Below are 16,082 nucleotides of genomic sequence, written 5' to 3' on the forward strand. Positions count from 1 at the left end.
ATCTTTTTCAGACACGAACGACAATGTATAGAAAATTGCGAAATAGCTTAGTTTTTACCGTTGTACTCACCTCGGCGGTTACACGTTTATTCGGACAGGAAACCCGGCCCTCGTTGCCGGAGAGGGCCTCCTTGGAAGACGTCGTATCTTATGCGCTCGAAAACCGACCAGCCGTACACCAGGCATTAATCGATGAAGAGATCGGCGAACGGGATATCGCCTCGGCCCTATCGGGTTGGTTTCCGCAAATCAACGCCACGGGCACTTATAACTGGAACGTCAAAATACCGACGAACGTCATCGGTGGCAATGTGATTCAACTGGGGCAAAGTCATGTTGGTGCTGCGGTATTGCAGGCCGACCAGCAAATCCTCAATCCGAGCCTTATCCAAGCGTCCAAAGCGGCCAAGTATATCCGCCAGCAAAATGCCTTGAACACGGAAAACAGCTATATCAACACGGTGGTAGAGGTCAGCAAAGCTTACTACGATATCCTCACCAGTGAAGAGCAGCTCAACATTATCAAGGAAAACATCCAGCGCCTGGAGCGGCAACTCAGCGATGCCAAGGCAAGGTATGAGACCGGGATTGTCGACAATACCGATTTCAAACGGGCCCAAATCACGCTGAGCAATACGCTGGCCGAACAGAAACGAGTGAACGAACTGCTCACCTACAAGTATGCTTTCCTGAAGGAGCTCATCGGCCTCCCTGCAGAACAGCAGCTGACCCTATCGCTTGCCAGTGTATCCGCCATGGAAAAAGAAATGTTGCTCGACACCACACAAACGGTAAACTATGAGCAACGCGTCGAGTTCAGGCAGATCCAGACGGTAAAACAATTGCAACAGCTTAACACACAGTACAATAAATGGACTTTCTTACCCAGCTTGTCGGCTTTCTACAATTATGCCTGGGATTTCAGGGATCCACAATTGTCTGGATTGTTCAACGAGGTTTTCCCTCGTTCGGTATTCGGGCTCACATTGAATATCCCGGTTTTCCAGGGTGGTAGACGCATCCACGAGATCCGCAAATCGCAATTACAGGAAACGCGTATCGACTGGGACATCGTCAACCTCAAAAACCAGATCAATACGCAATACGAAATGGCCATGGCCACCTACCAAGCCAACCTGAATGACTGGCAGGTAGCCCAGCGAAATGTGGCGCTTTCTGAAGAGGTCTACAATACCATCAAATTGCAGTATGACGAAGGCATTAAGACCTACCTGGATTTGATGACCGCCGAGACCGACCTCCGCACGACACAAATCAATTACCTCAATGCATTATTTGCCGTACTTGCAGGAAAACTGGACGTGCAACAGGCGCTGGGTCAGATCGAACCGCAAACAAACTAATTGTCTGAATTAAACACATGTCGAAATCCATAACCATGAACAGCAATCATATCACCATCGGCTTACTTATTTTTGGGGCAAGTTTTATCGCCTCCTGCCGAAACAATCAACAGCAACAGGCCCCCGGCCAACAGGCTATCCCCGTGACTGTAGCCGAAGCCACCGAGGAAACGGTCGTTGGTGTAAGCGATTATCCGGGTACCGTGGTCGCGTTGAACGAGACGGAGCTACGTGCTGAAGTGAGCGGATACATCACCGGAATTTTGGTCGCAGACGGTGCTTCGGTCGCCAAGGGCCAGAAATTATATGAAATTGACCGTACACGGTACGCTGCCGAGGTCGAACAAGCGGAATCAAACCTGGCAATAGCCGAAGCTAATCTTGCCCGGTTGAAACGGGATTTGGGCCGCTACCAGAAGTTGGCCGAACAGGATGCCATAGCCAAGCAAACACTGGATTATGCCGAAACGGATTTTAACAATGCAGAAGCTCAAGTGATTGCTGCCCGGGCCGCACTTACCACCGCACAGACTAACTTAAACCGCTCGATCATTACGGCGCCCTTCAATGGCACGATAGGCATTTCGCAAGTACGCATGGGCGCTTTGGTATCGGCTGGAACAACGCTGCTTAACAGCATTTCCTCGACCAACCCGATAGCCGTGGATTTCCCTGTGAGCGAACGGGATATTACACGCTTTAATGCACTGCGCCAATCGGGCGCGGCCAGCGATTCCAGCATCAGCATTACGTTGCCAGGCGGACAGGCATACCCCCACCCTGGCCGGATTACCGCCATCGACCGCGCGGTAGACCGCAATACGGGTACCATTACCGTACGGGCGAGCTTCCCCAATGAAACCAATACGTTGCTGCCGGGCATGAATACGACCGTGCGCGTACGCAACCAATCGCAATCCAACCAATTGGTGATCCCTTACCGGGCCATCATCGAGCAGCTGGGCCAAACGTCCGTCTATGTGCTGACCGACAGCAGCACCGTGGAGCAACGCGGCGTACGGCTGGGATTGAAAGTTGCTGATCGCGTCGTCATCAACGAAGGGTTGTCGAAGGGCGAACAGGTAGTAACCGATGGTATCATCAACTTACGGCCGGGCGCCAGGGTACAGGTCAACCAGCCCACCGAGACAACAAAGTAAGGGCGAACAACGACTATCAAACGTTATTTAGGACAGAACCAACATGATTTCAGAAGTATTCATAAGAAGACCCGTTACATCCATCGTCATCTCTATTTTGATTACGTTGATTGGGGTTATTTCTATCACCACGCTGCCCATCAGTCAGTATCCCAATATCACGCCGCCCACCGTGCAGGTACAGGCAACCTACACTGGAGCTGATGCGCAGACCGTAGAACAGACGGTGACGACCCTCATCGAAAGCCAAATCAACGGTACGCCGGGGATGACGTATATGCAATCCAACAGTACCTCCGATGGTCGGTCAGCCATCACCGTCACGTTTGATGTGGGCACCGATATCGATATCGCTACTTTGGATGTGCAAAACCGTGTGGGTATCGCCGAGCCGTCGCTACCCGAAGCTGTACGGCGCCTCGGAGTCATCACTCGCAAGGCCAACACCGACGCCTTGATGATGATCTCCCTGATCTCACCCAACGGCACCCGTGACCAGAAATTTCTAGCGAACTATGCCAACTTGTACGTACGCGATGCGCTGATGCGGGTGAAGGGCGTAGGTGATGTCATGGCCTTCGGCCAGCCGTTCAGTATGCGGGTGTGGCTTGATGCCACCAAGCTCTCCAACCTGGGACTTACCCCCGCCGATGTCAATACCGCCATCCAGGAACAGAATATCCGGATGCCTGGTGGCGCCGTGGGCAGCCGCCCCCAGGTCAACACGCAGGTTTTCGAATACAACGTCATCCTTGATAGCGATCTCAACCTCGAAGAGCAGTTTGAACAGATTATCGTCAAGACCAATGCCGACGGTTCAATCGTTTACCTTAGGGACGTGGCACGCGTGGAACTGGGTGAATTTGCCTATTCCATTACCAACAAGCTTAACGGATTAACCGCATCAGGCATGATGGTCAACCAGATGCCCGGCGGAAACGCCGTGGAAACTGCCGAAGGCATTTATGCCGCATTGGAGCAGCTCAAGGCCGACTTTCCGAGCGACATGGACTATGTGGTCAACTACGAAACCGTGACGGTTATCCAAGAGTCCATCAGCAACGTACTCCATACGTTGGTAGAGGCCCTTATATTGGTGACACTGGTGGTGTTCATCTTCCTGCAGAGCTGGCGAGCCACCTTGATTCCCGTACTCGCCATCCCGGTTTCGATTATTGGCACGTTTATCTTCTTCAACCTGTTCGGCTTTTCCATCAACAACCTGACAATGCTGGCCTTCGTGTTAGCCATCGGGATCGTGGTAGACGATGCCATCGTGGTGGTGGAAGCCGTACAGCATTATATCGATCACGACAAATTGCCCGCACCCGAGGCGACGCGGCGCGCAATGAAGGAAATCACCGCGCCTGTCATTGCCATCGCATTGATTTTGGCAGCAGTGTTTGTACCCGTAGGCTTTATACCGGGCATGGTAGGTCAGCTATACCAGCAGTTCGCCATCACCATTGCCGTGTCTGTATTGCTCTCTGCATTTGTGGCCCTGTCCCTTACCCCTGCGCTCTGCTCATTGTTGTTGAAGCCGTCGCAGTTCAACGAAAAATCGAAAGGCCTCAATCGGCTATTTTATAAGTTCAATACGTGGTTTGAGCGGGTGACCAAGCGTTATTCAAACGGCGTACGGGTAGCGATCAAGCGGGCACCACTGGTTATCATTCTCCTCGTCTGCATTTATGTGGGCACAATCGGGCTGTTCTCGGCTAAACCTACCGGCTTTATCCCCACGGAAGATGCCGGTGTCATGATGGTGGGTGTCACGCTGCCTGAGGGTGCATCGTCCGAACGCACAGCCAACGTGCTTGACGCATTGTCCGACTCCCTGCGCAAAGACAATCCGGAGATCAAGAACGTGATGCGTATCGCGGGCATCAACCTGTTGAACCGCTCATTCAAGCCCAACGGGGGTACTTTCTTCATCCAGTTGCATCCGTGGGAAGAACGGAGCCGTACCGCACAGGAAATCATCGCCGGCGTCCAGCAAAAATACGCGGGGTTCCAACAGGCTACCATTTTGCCCGTCTCGCCACCAGCGATTCCCGGGTTGGGTACGAGTGGAGGATTCAGCATCCAGCTTATCGACCAGCGCAGCGGCGACATCAAGGATTTTGAAGCACAGGTGGGCAAGTTCCTCATGGCCGCCAATCAACGTCCCGAAATCGGAATGGCTTATACATTGTTTAATTCGCGCACCCCGAACTACCTGGTGAAAGTGGATCGTGAACAGGCAAAGCGCATGGGCGTTCCGGTCTCAAACGTATACAGTACCATCTCCTCCTTCCTCGGCAGCAGCTACGTCAACGACTTTACACGTTATGGGCGGAGCTTTAGGGTGGTGACTCAGGCAGACACAGCATTCCGCATGGACATCGCCGATATTAACAAACTATACGTAAAAAATCAGCAGGGCAATGCCGTTCCGTTGAGTACGCTGGTATCACATGAGATAATCGAGAGTCCCTCGATTATCAATCACCACAACATCTTCCGTTCAATCGAAGTGATGGGAAGCGCGGCTCCGGGATACAGCAGTGGCGATGCACTGCAAGCACTGGAAGAAATCGCTGCGGAGACACTGGGTGCAGGATATACCTACGAATTTTCAGGGTTAAGCTTGCAGGAAAAAGAAGCAGGCAATATGACAATCATGATCTTTACCCTATGTATCATCTTCGTATTCCTGTTGCTCGCGGCGTTATACGAAAGCTGGTCCGTACCGTTTTCCATCCTGCTCTCCGTTCCGCTCGGTGTGTTTGGAGCCATCCTTATGCTCATCTTCCTTCCGCGGCTGGACAACAACATTTACGCCCAGATTGGGTTGGTTGCCATCATCGGTTTAGCGGCCAAAAATGCCATCCTTATCGTAGAATTTGCGAAAGAGCGGGTGGATATCGGAATGGGCTTGCTCACAGCCACGCTGGAAGCGGTCAAACTGCGTCTACGTCCCATCATCATGACGTCGTTTGCCTTTATTCTGGGGATTGTACCGCTCATGTACTCCGCAGGTGCCGGAGCTATCGCCCGCCAAACAATCGGTTGGACGGTATTCGGCGGTATGCTGATTGCTACACTTTTTGCAATATTTATTGTGCCTGTTCTGTTTGTCTTGATTACCAAGATGGCTTACGGCAAAAAGAAATTAGCGGAACTTCAAGCCAGCTACAAGCCCGAAGAACATCAAGACTTGCTGCACACGGATGATGAAGAAGAGTAATGGTAAGTGGCCGGTGACCGGCAATCAACGACGGATAGTCGTTAAATTATATTTTTGATTTTTATTATCCGTTAAAAGTATATATTTGCAGTCCCAAACCAAATCGTGGTTTGGGACTTGCCCGCCCAGGTGGCGAAATTGGTAAACGTTGCGGTCTCAGAAGCCGTTGGGAGCAGTCCCTTGAGAGTTCGAGTCTCTCCCTGGGCACAAATGGAAAGTGCGATTCTACATTAGAGTCGCACTTTTTTTGTTTAAATCTCACCCGCAGAAGGATGAGGCAAGAGAATCGGGGTCAAGCAAAAAAGTTGGGGGTATAATGGCATGGACAATGTAAGGATTTAAATATTGAAACGAATGCCAAATAACACCATTCTGTTCAGTAATTGATAATTGACCGAATTGGAATAATAATCCGTATTTTGATTGAATGACAACCGTTCAGAACCAAGCATATTCCTTGCCGACAAAGTAACAGTAGCCTTGTTCTTGAAAACAGCTTTCCTTACGTTTCCATCAAAGAGAATAAATGGCTGTTGATATGATCCATTATTTACCCATTGGTACCTTGTTAGGTTTGTCTGTAAAAAAACACCATTACTAAACCGAAAATCGGTAGTCAACTGAATCTTATAAAATGATGAGGTAAGTTGTGTGGAAGTATTGCTGAAAGATGCAATGTTTCTATTTACATTGTATTGCGCACTCAATATATAATTGAATACCCCGCCATAAGTTGAGATTATTGAAGCGTTGTTATCAATTGTCCAATTATCTACTTTTCGACGGCCCGAACCGTTGACTTCATTTTCGGTGCAAAAGTTTAACGTACTTCCCGAAAATTTCAGCGTAGTGGATACTGCCGGAAAAAACTTATTTATACCATATATTATTCCCCGAGTTCTATTGTCCGGTCCGATGTCCTTAGTGGTTAAATTCAAATTTTCAGAGACCCGATTTTCCGAAAAGTGACTATTAGCCGCTATTGCGTAAAATAAGCTCCCATTGAAACTAAATTGAGTGTAAGGATCGAGAAACCTGTACCCCAACGAATAGGTCTCTGTAGGCTTAAAGTACAATGTGTCAATATAATTGTTTGCATGCCTGTAACCCGTGAAAATTAAATTCTGGTATAGCGCCGTGATCGGCGGCTGACTGATAGCGTTTCTATACCGCAAGGTTAATGTATTCCTTTTTGATGGAGTATATGAAAGTCTAAGGTCTGGATTGAAATAGAAATCACCGAGACCATTAATTCCACCCAACGTTTCCCGTTGGATGTCCAAATTATTTAATGTCATCAACCCCCTAAATTCAAATTTATTGGACAGCTTCTTGGCCGCTTCAAGTTCCACGTACTTCTTGGCTGTGGAATAAATCATGTCATTGGCTATACCTAAATTAGAAACGTTCATTTGCTCTGTGGGAGCGAACATGGAAAACAACTTATCTTTTGTCCATTCATATCCCATTCTACTCACAACCTGTATACCTTTTAAGCTAAAGTAGTATGAAGCCCTGCCACCATAAAAATTGCTTGGGTTGTCCAGCTCTTGACGGACGTCTGTGACATTCAAGTCCTGAAAAACCGTGGAGTAATCATAACCACTTACCATGTAATTCTGTGGTAAACGAGACGACATGAGATAAAAATCGAGGGATAAAAATGAGCCATTATGAAACCTGTTTACATAATTCAGGGAATTTATTAGTTTGTGGCTATTTAATTTCATTTCTTCCTGCAGGGGTTCTTGATTGAACAGAACTTCATTCAGGTCTGTTTCTTTCAGCAAATCAGCTTCAAGGTCGTATCTGATCCGCTGATTGGGGGAAAGTAGATATTCTAATTGAAAATTATTATTGAACGTAAGCGATTTTCCCTTCCAAAAGTGTTCCTCACCGAACAAGACGTTCTCCCTATCGGTCAAAAGATACTCCGAGTACATTGATTTTTCCTGTCGGCTTTTTACATACCCTATACCCGAATTTAGCTTAGTCGTTATTTGCGAACCGAGAGGCTGGATGATGTTGAGGGAAAATACATTGGAGTTATTATCAAACCACCTTCTTTTCTCCATACGGGGTACCTGTCCGGGGCCAATATCTATTAATGTTTCCGTAAATACTTCTGGTCGGTATGAATTGACCAAAGAGGTACGAGGAGTGTGTTCCATCCGCTTGACAGAAATATCCTCACCTATGTTGTTCAAAGAACTCAAAGTGTATAGCTTCGTTCGTCTGCTTAATAAAATATTGTTAACATTTACATTGTACCTGTTGACAGTACCTGCTTCGAGTGCAGCGTTGGTCAGGAATGTGCTCTTAAATTCATCCTTGAATTTAAGGTTCAAGGCCAAATCGTCCGAGCGAGCAGCAGTTTTAAAAAAAGGATCGTCCAAGTAATTGTCTATCACCTGTACGTCCTCGATCAGATCGGGGGAAAGGTTCTTGGACAACAACGTGTATTGGCCCGATACAAGATCGTCTCCCTCAATCAAAATTTTATGTATAGGTCTTCCGTTGACTGAAATTCTACCGTCCTCATAGACTTCAAATCCCGGCAACCTGGCTAATGCCTGTTCTAAAACATTCTCATTGCCTATCCGAAAAGCATCGAGATTATAATTTATCGTGTCACCATTAACACTGATTTTTCTTTTTCGATTAATGACGACTTCTTCAAGCCGGTAGACCGTATCTTTCTGCAAACTAAAATTAAGTTGATGACTACCCAAGTCAAGAAGCCTGTGTTCAGCTATAAAACCTATCTTAACGACAGAAACAATCAATGGAGCTTCACCTACGTGCTTTAACAAAAAGTTTCCTTGCTGATCGGTTTTTGTGAAAGCCTTGATGACAGAATCTTTCGGGCTTATTAGTGATATCGAGGAATTTGCAATGGGAGAATTGTTTTTATCCCGCACAGATCCTGCAATATCCATTAGCTGTGCCATCAACTTAGTTGTTGAAGAAAGAGAAAGAATTGTAAATACAAGTATATATCGTATGACTTTCCCCCTAAGCATTAATCCTTTTCTAAATAATCCACTTTTACTTGCGAAACAACAATTCTTCTGTTTTGACCGTTTCCATCCCTATTTTTTAAAGACGATACATCCTGTTCCCGGAGTTTGTTCCTTTCCTTTCGGAAATCTTCATAGTTGGAGAAATAAGGTATCTCCGCAATTTTTTGAGGTTCCGCAAGCTCATGAATTTCAGGTTCCCTATTGATTGCCTGGGCTTTGAATGTCACCTCTTTGTTTAGGTCAGAAGCCTCAATAATCAATCCCGGAAGCCCCCGGAATTTCCACGGTCCGGCAGACAGGTTATCATCAGGAAGAAAACTTACAGTATATTCTCTCCCCCGAAAACTACATGTCGTTTTCTTCAAATCCATTCCGTTGATCACCGTGTCTACCATGATGTCCGACCAATCAACGGATATAGTATCAGAAACCAAGAAATAATTTCCAACGGCTTTTTCCCTAAGTTCTAAATGTCCGGTAATTAAGTCTGTCCGAACATAGCTCCCTATTGTATCTATCCTTTTTCCGGCCCTAATGGACAAGCTGCCGTCCTGCTGAACATGTTGACTTATTGTTTCCTCTTTCTCTACCTTTCCAAACTCGTACAGGGAAACATTTTTGTTCAGGTCTATTGTAAGCATGGCTGTTGTGGTATCCGGCCTACCACTAAAATTCGTTATCTGGTCATATTTGATTGTCTGTACTTGACCATACAAAGTGGATAGCGCTAATTGAAATAGCAGAAAAATAAACATCACAGGTTTTAGGATTTTCATAAGGTCAAAATTTTGATGTTTTTTCAATTCGGTGTACACTACTTTTAATGGCAGTCATAGCCGTTGAACCCGTTCCTTGTGACTGCTGGAACTCTGCAATTTTTGCTTGTGTTGCTTTTAAAAATTCATCGGCCTTCTTGTTTTGCAATTCGTAAAAATTAATATAACCTAAAATAGTTTCACCTTTTGACGGAGGCAAAATTTCATAACGATCATTCAAAGCCGGATGGATTTCCTTTAGTTCAAAATTGATTTCTCCATCCGTAGAACGGGCTTCCAAAATCAAACCCGGAAGCCCCTGCAGCTTCCATGGCCCATAAGGAAGCGGAATCGTGTTGGAGAACCACACTTCATATTCACGCCCATAAACCGTTGCCGTGGCTTTTTGGCATTTTATATCCCCAATCTCTTTGGTTTCGTTCAGAAGTGTCCAGTCGATTGTTCGCAACGTATCCGATACGATAAAGGGACGATCTTGTATAAAATCACGCTCCACGGTTTTATTATTCATAAAATCAGAATAGATAACTAAACCAATATCGTCCGTGCTTCTTCCTTTGGATATCGCTCTTACGTTATGCACCTCATCATACGCTCGTGCCTCACCTTCATAAGTATCTTTGTCATAAGTAAAAATAGATGATTTTTCATCAAAGATTAATTCACCATCATATACTCTGGGAATACTATAGTTTAGTGAAACAAGGTAAATTGCTTTTCCCTGGTTGGATTGGGATTCTTGTCCAAACAGACAAGAACTATTGAATAAAATCGGGAGAATAAGAAAAAGTAGAGCAAATTTTTTAATATGGTACATCATAAGTATTGATTTTCAAAAATTTTCCTTTGTATGAAACAATAAACAGTTCGGACAATGATACTTTTCAAGCTGGTATCAGGGTGTTAATTTAAGATTTTAACTTACACATTCCACTTTATCTGCAAAGTCATCTATTGCAGCACCGGCCTCGGCACAGGTATTTCCGGTAGCTTCAACGATTATACCTATACCCCCACAGCTTATTTCGACGACAAGCGTACATTGGACCAATTCTGCTGCATCGGAGGTTGGAATGGCAGAAACTAGTGAAGAAATTGAGCTATGCTGAAACTCAATTTCATTTGAAACCTCAAATGAGGCATACTCTTGTTGGGTAACTTCTAAAATTGCGGACGCACTTGCATTTAACGCGGTTCCACAAACAAAGAATAAAGCCAGAGCAAATAATAATGATAACTTTTTCATGATAGTAATTTTTAAATGATTAATAAAGTAAGACGGGAATTTCTCAAAAAGCACCTGTAAACTTACCATTTTCCCTTGTCCGAACTTTTACCCGAGAACGGTATATACAGGATAGATCGAGAACTACCCGACTGAAAAATTAATGAAATGATGTTATGGACAACGTTATTTTCGACCAAACCATATTTTGACCAAGACGAAATGCGGATAATCCCCAACATTTTATTTGCTTAATTTTAACTACCGTTCAATGAGGCATATAACACTGTTTTAAAAAACGAAAGTGCCCTTTAAAGCTTTTTTTGCTATTTTTATCCTATAGGCAACCACTAAATCGGTTTTATGGCATCACAAATAGAAAAAAGCTTTAGCTGGGAAAAATGGTACACTTGGCATGTAAGAGTTATCTGTCATGTCGTGTTTTGGCTCTTGGTTACGCTATTATACTATCTCGGTTATAGCCGATTAGGAGGCGACTATATATGGGTGTTTGTGGTAAAGGAATTATTTGTAACGGGCAGCCTTTTCTATTCCGCCTCTTGGATTATATCCACATGGGTATCAAAAGGCAGGATATATCCACTGGTCCTGTTTATCGTCTTTGCCTACCTATGGTGGCTTGCATGGACGTACATAACCTGCTATGTTGCCAACTATTTTATCCCTGAATCAGACCAAAGGTTTGAACGCTATCTTGGGTTCTTTCTCAACGATGGATTTCTTGGTCTGTTCAAATTGAATAAAGCTGGCACATTGTCCATTGATTTCATTACGATGGTGTCTATTCCATTAGCGCCAAAGCTAACGAAAGTGCTCTTGGAAAGCTCCATGAAAATGGTAAAATTGGAACGTGATAATCTCGCCATGGAACTTAATTTTCTCAAATCACAGGTCTCGCCCCACTTCCTTTTCAATATCCTGAATAGCATCTACCGGATGTCCGAAAAGAACCATCCTGAAACACCCAACACGGTGCTCCAACTTTCCAATTTAGTGAGGTATGTGCTATATCAGGTTAAGGACGATGAAATATTATTGCTCAAAGAGGTCGACTTTATCAAGAACTATATTGACCTCGCTAAGTTGCGCTATGGAGGGAAAGTACCTGTCGAGACCGATATAGCCGATATTGACGAGCCTTTTAAGATCGTACCGTTAATCCTTATTCCGTTTGTGGAAAACGCATTCAAACATGGCCCCGACCGCAGCCGAAATGACGCTTGGGTCGATATTTCCCTCCGTGTGGCCGATGACAAGCTATTTCTATCGGTAAAAAATGGCGTAAACCATACTGCAGAAAAGTCCGCAGACGGAGGTGTCGGATTACAAAACGTGAGGCGAAGATTGGAACTTCATTATCCGAAACGCCATAGCTTGGATATTACCGAAACGAATAATAGCTACGGGATTGAATTAGTGGTGAACTTAAAGTAATGAACAGATATGATTAATTGTATTGTAATAGATGATGAGCCGCTTGCGCAAGAAAACCTTGTCAATCAAATTAGTAAAATACCCGATTTGAAGCTGTTGGGTGTCTTTGATAGTGCATTGGACGCCCTACCGTTAATCAGCAAAGGAAAGGTAGCCCTTGTTTTCTGTGACATACAGATGCCGGACATTAGCGGAGTTTCGTTCTTGAAAAGTTTAAAGAAATCCCCCCTGTTCATTTTTGTAACCGGCGATCCTAACTATGCCATCGAAAGCTACGAATTAGATGTACTGGATTACGTTTTGAAACCATTTGGCATCGACCGGTTGCTTAAATCGGTGAATAAAGCAAGGGCACTATTGGAGGCTCAGAAAACGAACTTACCGGACAGGGATTTTCTTATCATAAAGGATAGATCTTTAAATATCATCATGCCTTATAATGAAATATTCTTTATCAAGAGTGATAAGGATTATGTTAAGATGTCAACGGTGGAAAAGGATTATATCATGTATGGAAGGCTTTCGGAAATTGAGGAATCCCTATCTTCGACAAGGCAGTTTTTGCGTGTCCAAAAATCCTATATTGTCAACCTTGATTTTGCAAAAACCGTGGATGGATCCTGCATTAAAATGAAAGGGAATATCAAAGATATACCTATCGGGGGCCAATACAAGGCTGAGCTGTATAGACGGTTGGGCATATCTAGCGGGGAAATCTCTTGATTACTTATTTTAAATTTTAAAAAGGTATATACCCGTGATATTTGTAGTCGGTATCGGACCAAAATAACGGGAGTCTATAGATTTATTCCTATTATCCCCCATGACAAAAATATAATCGTACCTGAAAATATATTTAGATGCCCTTATTCCATTAATATAATAGGTATTATTCTTTTTGCTAAGTCTGGCACTCTCATGCTTATTTATAATAGCTTGGTAGCTATCGTAAGTTTTATTATTTAGAGTTATGGACATCCCTTTATACGGTATGGTTAACTCATCAAAATTTAAGGAAACATCTAATCTACTTTCGGACTTATTGGGATTAAGTGATATAATATTTGAAATATCTACGGTAATAGAGTCAACAGCACTTGATTCTTTAAGTTTATTATATTCCTTTAATTCTAAATTTAGGCTTATATAGTTAAAGCTCCTTAAAAAATCAACATAATGATCTATTTTTAGACTGTCAAACACTTGTTGTAATTGACTAAATGAGTGGTGCCATACTTTATATCTCATGATTACCTTAGGACTTTCTTCATATACATTACCGTTGATTAAAACAATCCCATTCTTTATTTCAATTTGTTGGCCAGGTAAACCGATACAACGCTTTACATATAGTGATGAATCAGTTGTATCAAGTTTGAAAACAACGATATCGTTATTACTGATCTGTTGTTTTATACCTATATATTTAAGTACATTAGCAAATAATCCTTCGTATTTTGTGATATTTACTATAATTCTGTCACCTGCTTTTAATGTACCTTTCATTGAATTACTCGGGATATTAAAAATATCAAATAAGCAAGTTCTTATAATTACGAGAGAGACCAGTAAAATACCGATTGTAATAAATAACCTCCTCAAGATAAGCATAAGTATAGTTAACTTCAGGGATTATTACGCAAAACAAATTTATGGATCCCATAGTCTTTAAATGCTTTTAAAGCATACAGAGTTGATGGTTGTGTAAGCTTCCCCGAAAAAAAGACTGTTAGAGAATAGAAAATGATTGATAACTTTAACAGTGTATTATGAAAGGGAAACGATTCAAACCGGAGCAGATCAGTAAGATCCTTAAGGAATTCGAGGCTGGTAAAAGCGTTCAGGAAATCACACGTGAACACGGGGTCAGTCCTGCCTCCTTTTACAAATGGCGCCAGCGATACGGCGGCCTTGACGGTAGTGAGCTAAAGCGGGTTAAGGAACTGGAAGAAGAGAACCGCAAGCTTAAGCGGATGTACGCGGAGCTTGCCCTGGACTTAGAGGCGGCCAGGGAGGTGATAGCAAAAAAGCTTTGAAGCCCTGCCAGAAGAAACAGATTGCCCATGAATTGATGTATCCGCCCTATGAACTACATGTTTGATTGCTGCACTATTTTCTTATAGTTCTGCGGATAGAGGTTTTTCAGGTTTTTGTGGTTTATGGTCATGATATTTTCCAGCGTATATTTCAGCCACTGGAAGGGATTCACTTCGTGTTTTTTGCAGATGGCGAAGAAGGAATAGATCATGGCTGCCCGCTGCGCCGCTTCGTGGCTTCCGGCGAACAGGTAATTTTTCCGGCCAAGGGCAACCCCACGAAGCGCATTTTCGCATAGATTATTATCTATCTGCAGGTTTCCGTCATACAGATAAGCCGACAGCCCGTCCCATCGGGCGTAGGCGTAAGCCATGGCCTTGCCGATCTGGCTTTTGGGCAGGGTGGATTTTATTTCTTCAAAGATCCATTTTCCCAGCTCGTTGATCACCGGCAGCGACTCGGTCAGCCGCAGTTCCTTGATCTGTTCGGCAGCCAGTTTTTCCTCCCGGGCCCGCCTTTCAACCGCATAGAGCCGCTGGATCATGAGCAGGGCTTTTTCGGCCCTGGGCCGGTCATTATCCAAGGCGCGCTCGAACTCTCTTCTTGCATGCGCCCAGCAGGCCAGGTGGACCACGTTTTTGCTCCGCGCGTATTTCCCGTATACGGCATACCCGTCGGTCTGCAGGTATCCCCGGAAGCTCCCCAGTACGGGCAACGGTGCGCTGCTTCCCCGGGTAGGGCTATAGTCAAACAATACCGTTCCATCCAACGGGGCATGGTATACCCAATAGTAGCCCTGGTGGGCAGCCCCTTTTTTATCGCTGTCCAGTACCCTGATCGGGGTCTCATCCACCTGAAGATAACCTTTGGCTTTGGTGTCGAAGACGAGTTGTTCATAAAGCGGGTGGAGTTTGATGAGCGCCTCTTTTGTCCAGCCCTCGATCGTGGAGGAAGGTATCCGGATGTTTTCCCGGGCGAAACGCTGCTTCTGGCGGTAAAGTGGCAGATGGTCCATGTACTTATCGGTCAGGATCATCGCCAGCAGGCCTGCCCCGGGGATGCCTTTATCGATCACCCGCTCGGGCAGCTCGCCGATTTTCACCCCATCACCGCTTTTAGCAGCATATTTATAGCGGATATACCGTTTGATATAGAACTTTGCCGGCTCGCATTCCAGTTCTTCGGTGATTTCTTTGCCGATACAGACCATATCCGAGAGGTCACCCTCCGGGTGGATCTCGATTTCTTCTACCGGTAAGTGCCCAGGAAGTTTCGCGCGCCCTTTGTGGTTGGGGCGTTTGCGGACGTATTCAATCTTTTCTTTTATTTCCTCTCCCTGCTGCTCTGCCGCGGCGGGTTCCGCATCGAATGGCAGGGATGTCTGGTTAGGGTCACCTTCAAAGCGTTCGCGCTTCTGGCCGAACTGCATCCGCCTGTACATGGCCAGCTGCGATTCCAGGTAATCTATCTTTTCATCGCGCTCGGCCAGGGCCCGGTCACGGTCGGAAACCATCGCTAAAAGGTCTTTTTTTGACAGGTTTTCCAGTGCCGTTTGCATGGCATAAAAATACAAATAATCAGTGGTTTACGCAAGCAAAAAACGATGTTTTTGATTGCTTTAGACCACTTTTTTTAGTGAAAACCGATGCCGTCTGCGGCTCTTCTCCACAACGATCCCCTCCACCATCAGCACCAGCTCGCTCCAGTCGATCTCCCCGCCCGGCGAACTGGTTCTGGGCAGCGGGAAGGTGCCGCCCTCCAGCCTTTTGTAATACAGCAGTATCCGCCCTATGAACTACATGTTTGATTTTTG

At 45.0% G+C, this 16,082-nt stretch carries 12 protein-coding genes, 1 tRNA gene and 1 pseudogene; 7 read left to right on the forward strand and 7 right to left on the reverse strand.

Features of this window, described 5'->3' with window-relative positions; all coding sequences use genetic code 11:
• Window positions 1-23 precede the first annotated feature (23 nt).
• From B5X72_RS19385 to B5X72_RS19400, 4 genes are all read left to right on the forward strand, one after another.
• Complete coding sequence (locus B5X72_RS19385) at window positions 24-1,364, forward strand: TolC family protein (protein ID WP_079718576.1); 1,341 nt, start codon at window positions 24-26, stop codon at window positions 1,362-1,364.
• Window positions 1,365-1,381: 17 nt separating this feature from the next.
• The gene (locus B5X72_RS19390) at window positions 1,382-2,524 is read left to right on the forward strand and encodes an efflux RND transporter periplasmic adaptor subunit (RefSeq protein WP_245827029.1); all 1,143 of its coding nucleotides are present in this window, start codon (window positions 1,382-1,384) and stop codon (window positions 2,522-2,524) included.
• A 43-nt stretch (window positions 2,525-2,567) separates the two neighbouring features.
• Window positions 2,568-5,753 (forward strand): efflux RND transporter permease subunit, encoded by a 3,186-nt coding sequence (locus B5X72_RS19395; RefSeq protein WP_079718578.1) that lies wholly within the window; start codon window positions 2,568-2,570, stop codon window positions 5,751-5,753.
• 123 nt (window positions 5,754-5,876) lie between these two features.
• Window positions 5,877-5,960: transfer RNA gene (locus B5X72_RS19400), tRNA-Leu, on the forward strand.
• 131 nt (window positions 5,961-6,091) lie between these two features.
• Here the strand turns inward: B5X72_RS19400 and B5X72_RS19405 are convergent.
• The 4 genes from B5X72_RS19405 to B5X72_RS19420 form a co-directional block, all read right to left on the reverse strand.
• On the reverse strand, window positions 6,092-8,704 hold the full coding sequence (locus B5X72_RS19405; RefSeq protein WP_079718579.1) for a TonB-dependent receptor: 2,613 nt from the start codon (window positions 8,702-8,704) through the stop codon (window positions 6,092-6,094).
• A gap of 71 nt (window positions 8,705-8,775) precedes the next feature.
• Window positions 8,776-9,552 (reverse strand): GLPGLI family protein, encoded by a 777-nt coding sequence (locus B5X72_RS19410; RefSeq protein WP_079718580.1) that lies wholly within the window; start codon window positions 9,550-9,552, stop codon window positions 8,776-8,778.
• A 4-nt stretch (window positions 9,553-9,556) separates the two neighbouring features.
• On the reverse strand, window positions 9,557-10,372 hold the full coding sequence (locus B5X72_RS19415; protein WP_217698168.1) for a GLPGLI family protein: 816 nt from the start codon (window positions 10,370-10,372) through the stop codon (window positions 9,557-9,559).
• A gap of 96 nt (window positions 10,373-10,468) precedes the next feature.
• Complete coding sequence (locus tag B5X72_RS19420; protein ID WP_079718582.1) at window positions 10,469-10,798, reverse strand: hypothetical protein; 330 nt, start codon at window positions 10,796-10,798, stop codon at window positions 10,469-10,471.
• 342 nt (window positions 10,799-11,140) lie between these two features.
• Here B5X72_RS19420 and B5X72_RS19425 point away from each other — a divergent pair, with 342 nt between their 5' ends.
• Window positions 11,141-12,232 (forward strand): sensor histidine kinase, encoded by a 1,092-nt coding sequence (locus B5X72_RS19425; protein ID WP_079718583.1) that lies wholly within the window; start codon window positions 11,141-11,143, stop codon window positions 12,230-12,232.
• Window positions 12,233-12,241: 9 nt separating this feature from the next.
• Window positions 12,242-12,955, forward strand: coding sequence for a LytR/AlgR family response regulator transcription factor (locus B5X72_RS19430; RefSeq protein ID WP_079718584.1), 714 nt, complete (start codon window positions 12,242-12,244; stop codon window positions 12,953-12,955).
• A gap of 9 nt (window positions 12,956-12,964) precedes the next feature.
• On the opposite strand, the gene lepB is transcribed toward B5X72_RS19430, so the two are convergent.
• A complete protein-coding gene (lepB, locus tag B5X72_RS19435; RefSeq protein ID WP_079718585.1) occupies window positions 12,965-13,843 on the reverse strand; it encodes a signal peptidase I in 879 nt (292 codons plus the stop codon).
• Between the two features lie 158 nt (window positions 13,844-14,001).
• Here lepB and B5X72_RS19440 point away from each other — a divergent pair.
• Window positions 14,002-14,306 (forward strand): annotated as a pseudogene (locus B5X72_RS19440) (transposase); the annotation flags it as partial.
• Between the two features lie 15 nt (window positions 14,307-14,321).
• On the opposite strand, the gene tnpC reads toward B5X72_RS19440, so the two are convergent.
• Both tnpC and B5X72_RS20675 read right to left on the reverse strand, forming a co-directional pair.
• Window positions 14,322-15,827 (reverse strand): IS66 family transposase, encoded by a 1,506-nt coding sequence (tnpC, locus tag B5X72_RS19445; protein ID WP_079718593.1) that lies wholly within the window; start codon window positions 15,825-15,827, stop codon window positions 14,322-14,324.
• 19 nt (window positions 15,828-15,846) lie between these two features.
• The coding region (locus tag B5X72_RS20675; RefSeq protein WP_245827030.1) for a hypothetical protein at window positions 15,847-16,082 on the reverse strand (236 nt) is incomplete at its 5' end.

Source organism: Parapedobacter luteus, from assembly GCF_900168055.1.
Lineage (GTDB): Bacteria > Bacteroidota > Bacteroidia > Sphingobacteriales > Sphingobacteriaceae > Parapedobacter > Parapedobacter luteus.

What these genes read in the sequence shown, in the direction of transcription:
- tnpC (WP_079718593.1), bottom strand. Translation starts at nt 15,827, where the DNA reads ATGCAAACGGCACTGGAAAACCTGTCAAAAAAAGACCTTTTAGCGATG.
- B5X72_RS19430 (WP_079718584.1), top strand. Translation starts at nt 12,242, where the DNA reads ATGATTAATTGTATTGTAATAGATGATGAGCCGCTTGCGCAAGAAAAC.
- B5X72_RS19420 (WP_079718582.1), bottom strand. Translation starts at nt 10,798, where the DNA reads ATGAAAAAGTTATCATTATTATTTGCTCTGGCTTTATTCTTTGTTTGT.
- B5X72_RS19395 (WP_079718578.1), top strand. Translation starts at nt 2,568, where the DNA reads ATGATTTCAGAAGTATTCATAAGAAGACCCGTTACATCCATCGTCATC.
- B5X72_RS19415 (WP_217698168.1), bottom strand. Translation starts at nt 10,372, where the DNA reads ATGATGTACCATATTAAAAAATTTGCTCTACTTTTTCTTATTCTCCCG.
- B5X72_RS19425 (WP_079718583.1), top strand. Translation starts at nt 11,141, where the DNA reads ATGGCATCACAAATAGAAAAAAGCTTTAGCTGGGAAAAATGGTACACT.
- lepB (WP_079718585.1), bottom strand. Translation starts at nt 13,843, where the DNA reads ATGCTTATCTTGAGGAGGTTATTTATTACAATCGGTATTTTACTGGTC.
- B5X72_RS19385 (WP_079718576.1), top strand. Translation starts at nt 24, where the DNA reads ATGTATAGAAAATTGCGAAATAGCTTAGTTTTTACCGTTGTACTCACC.
- B5X72_RS19405 (WP_079718579.1), bottom strand. Translation starts at nt 8,704, where the DNA reads ATGGCACAGCTAATGGATATTGCAGGATCTGTGCGGGATAAAAACAAT.
- B5X72_RS19410 (WP_079718580.1), bottom strand. Translation starts at nt 9,552, where the DNA reads ATGAAAATCCTAAAACCTGTGATGTTTATTTTTCTGCTATTTCAATTA.
- B5X72_RS19390 (WP_245827029.1), top strand. Translation starts at nt 1,382, where the DNA reads ATGTCGAAATCCATAACCATGAACAGCAATCATATCACCATCGGCTTA.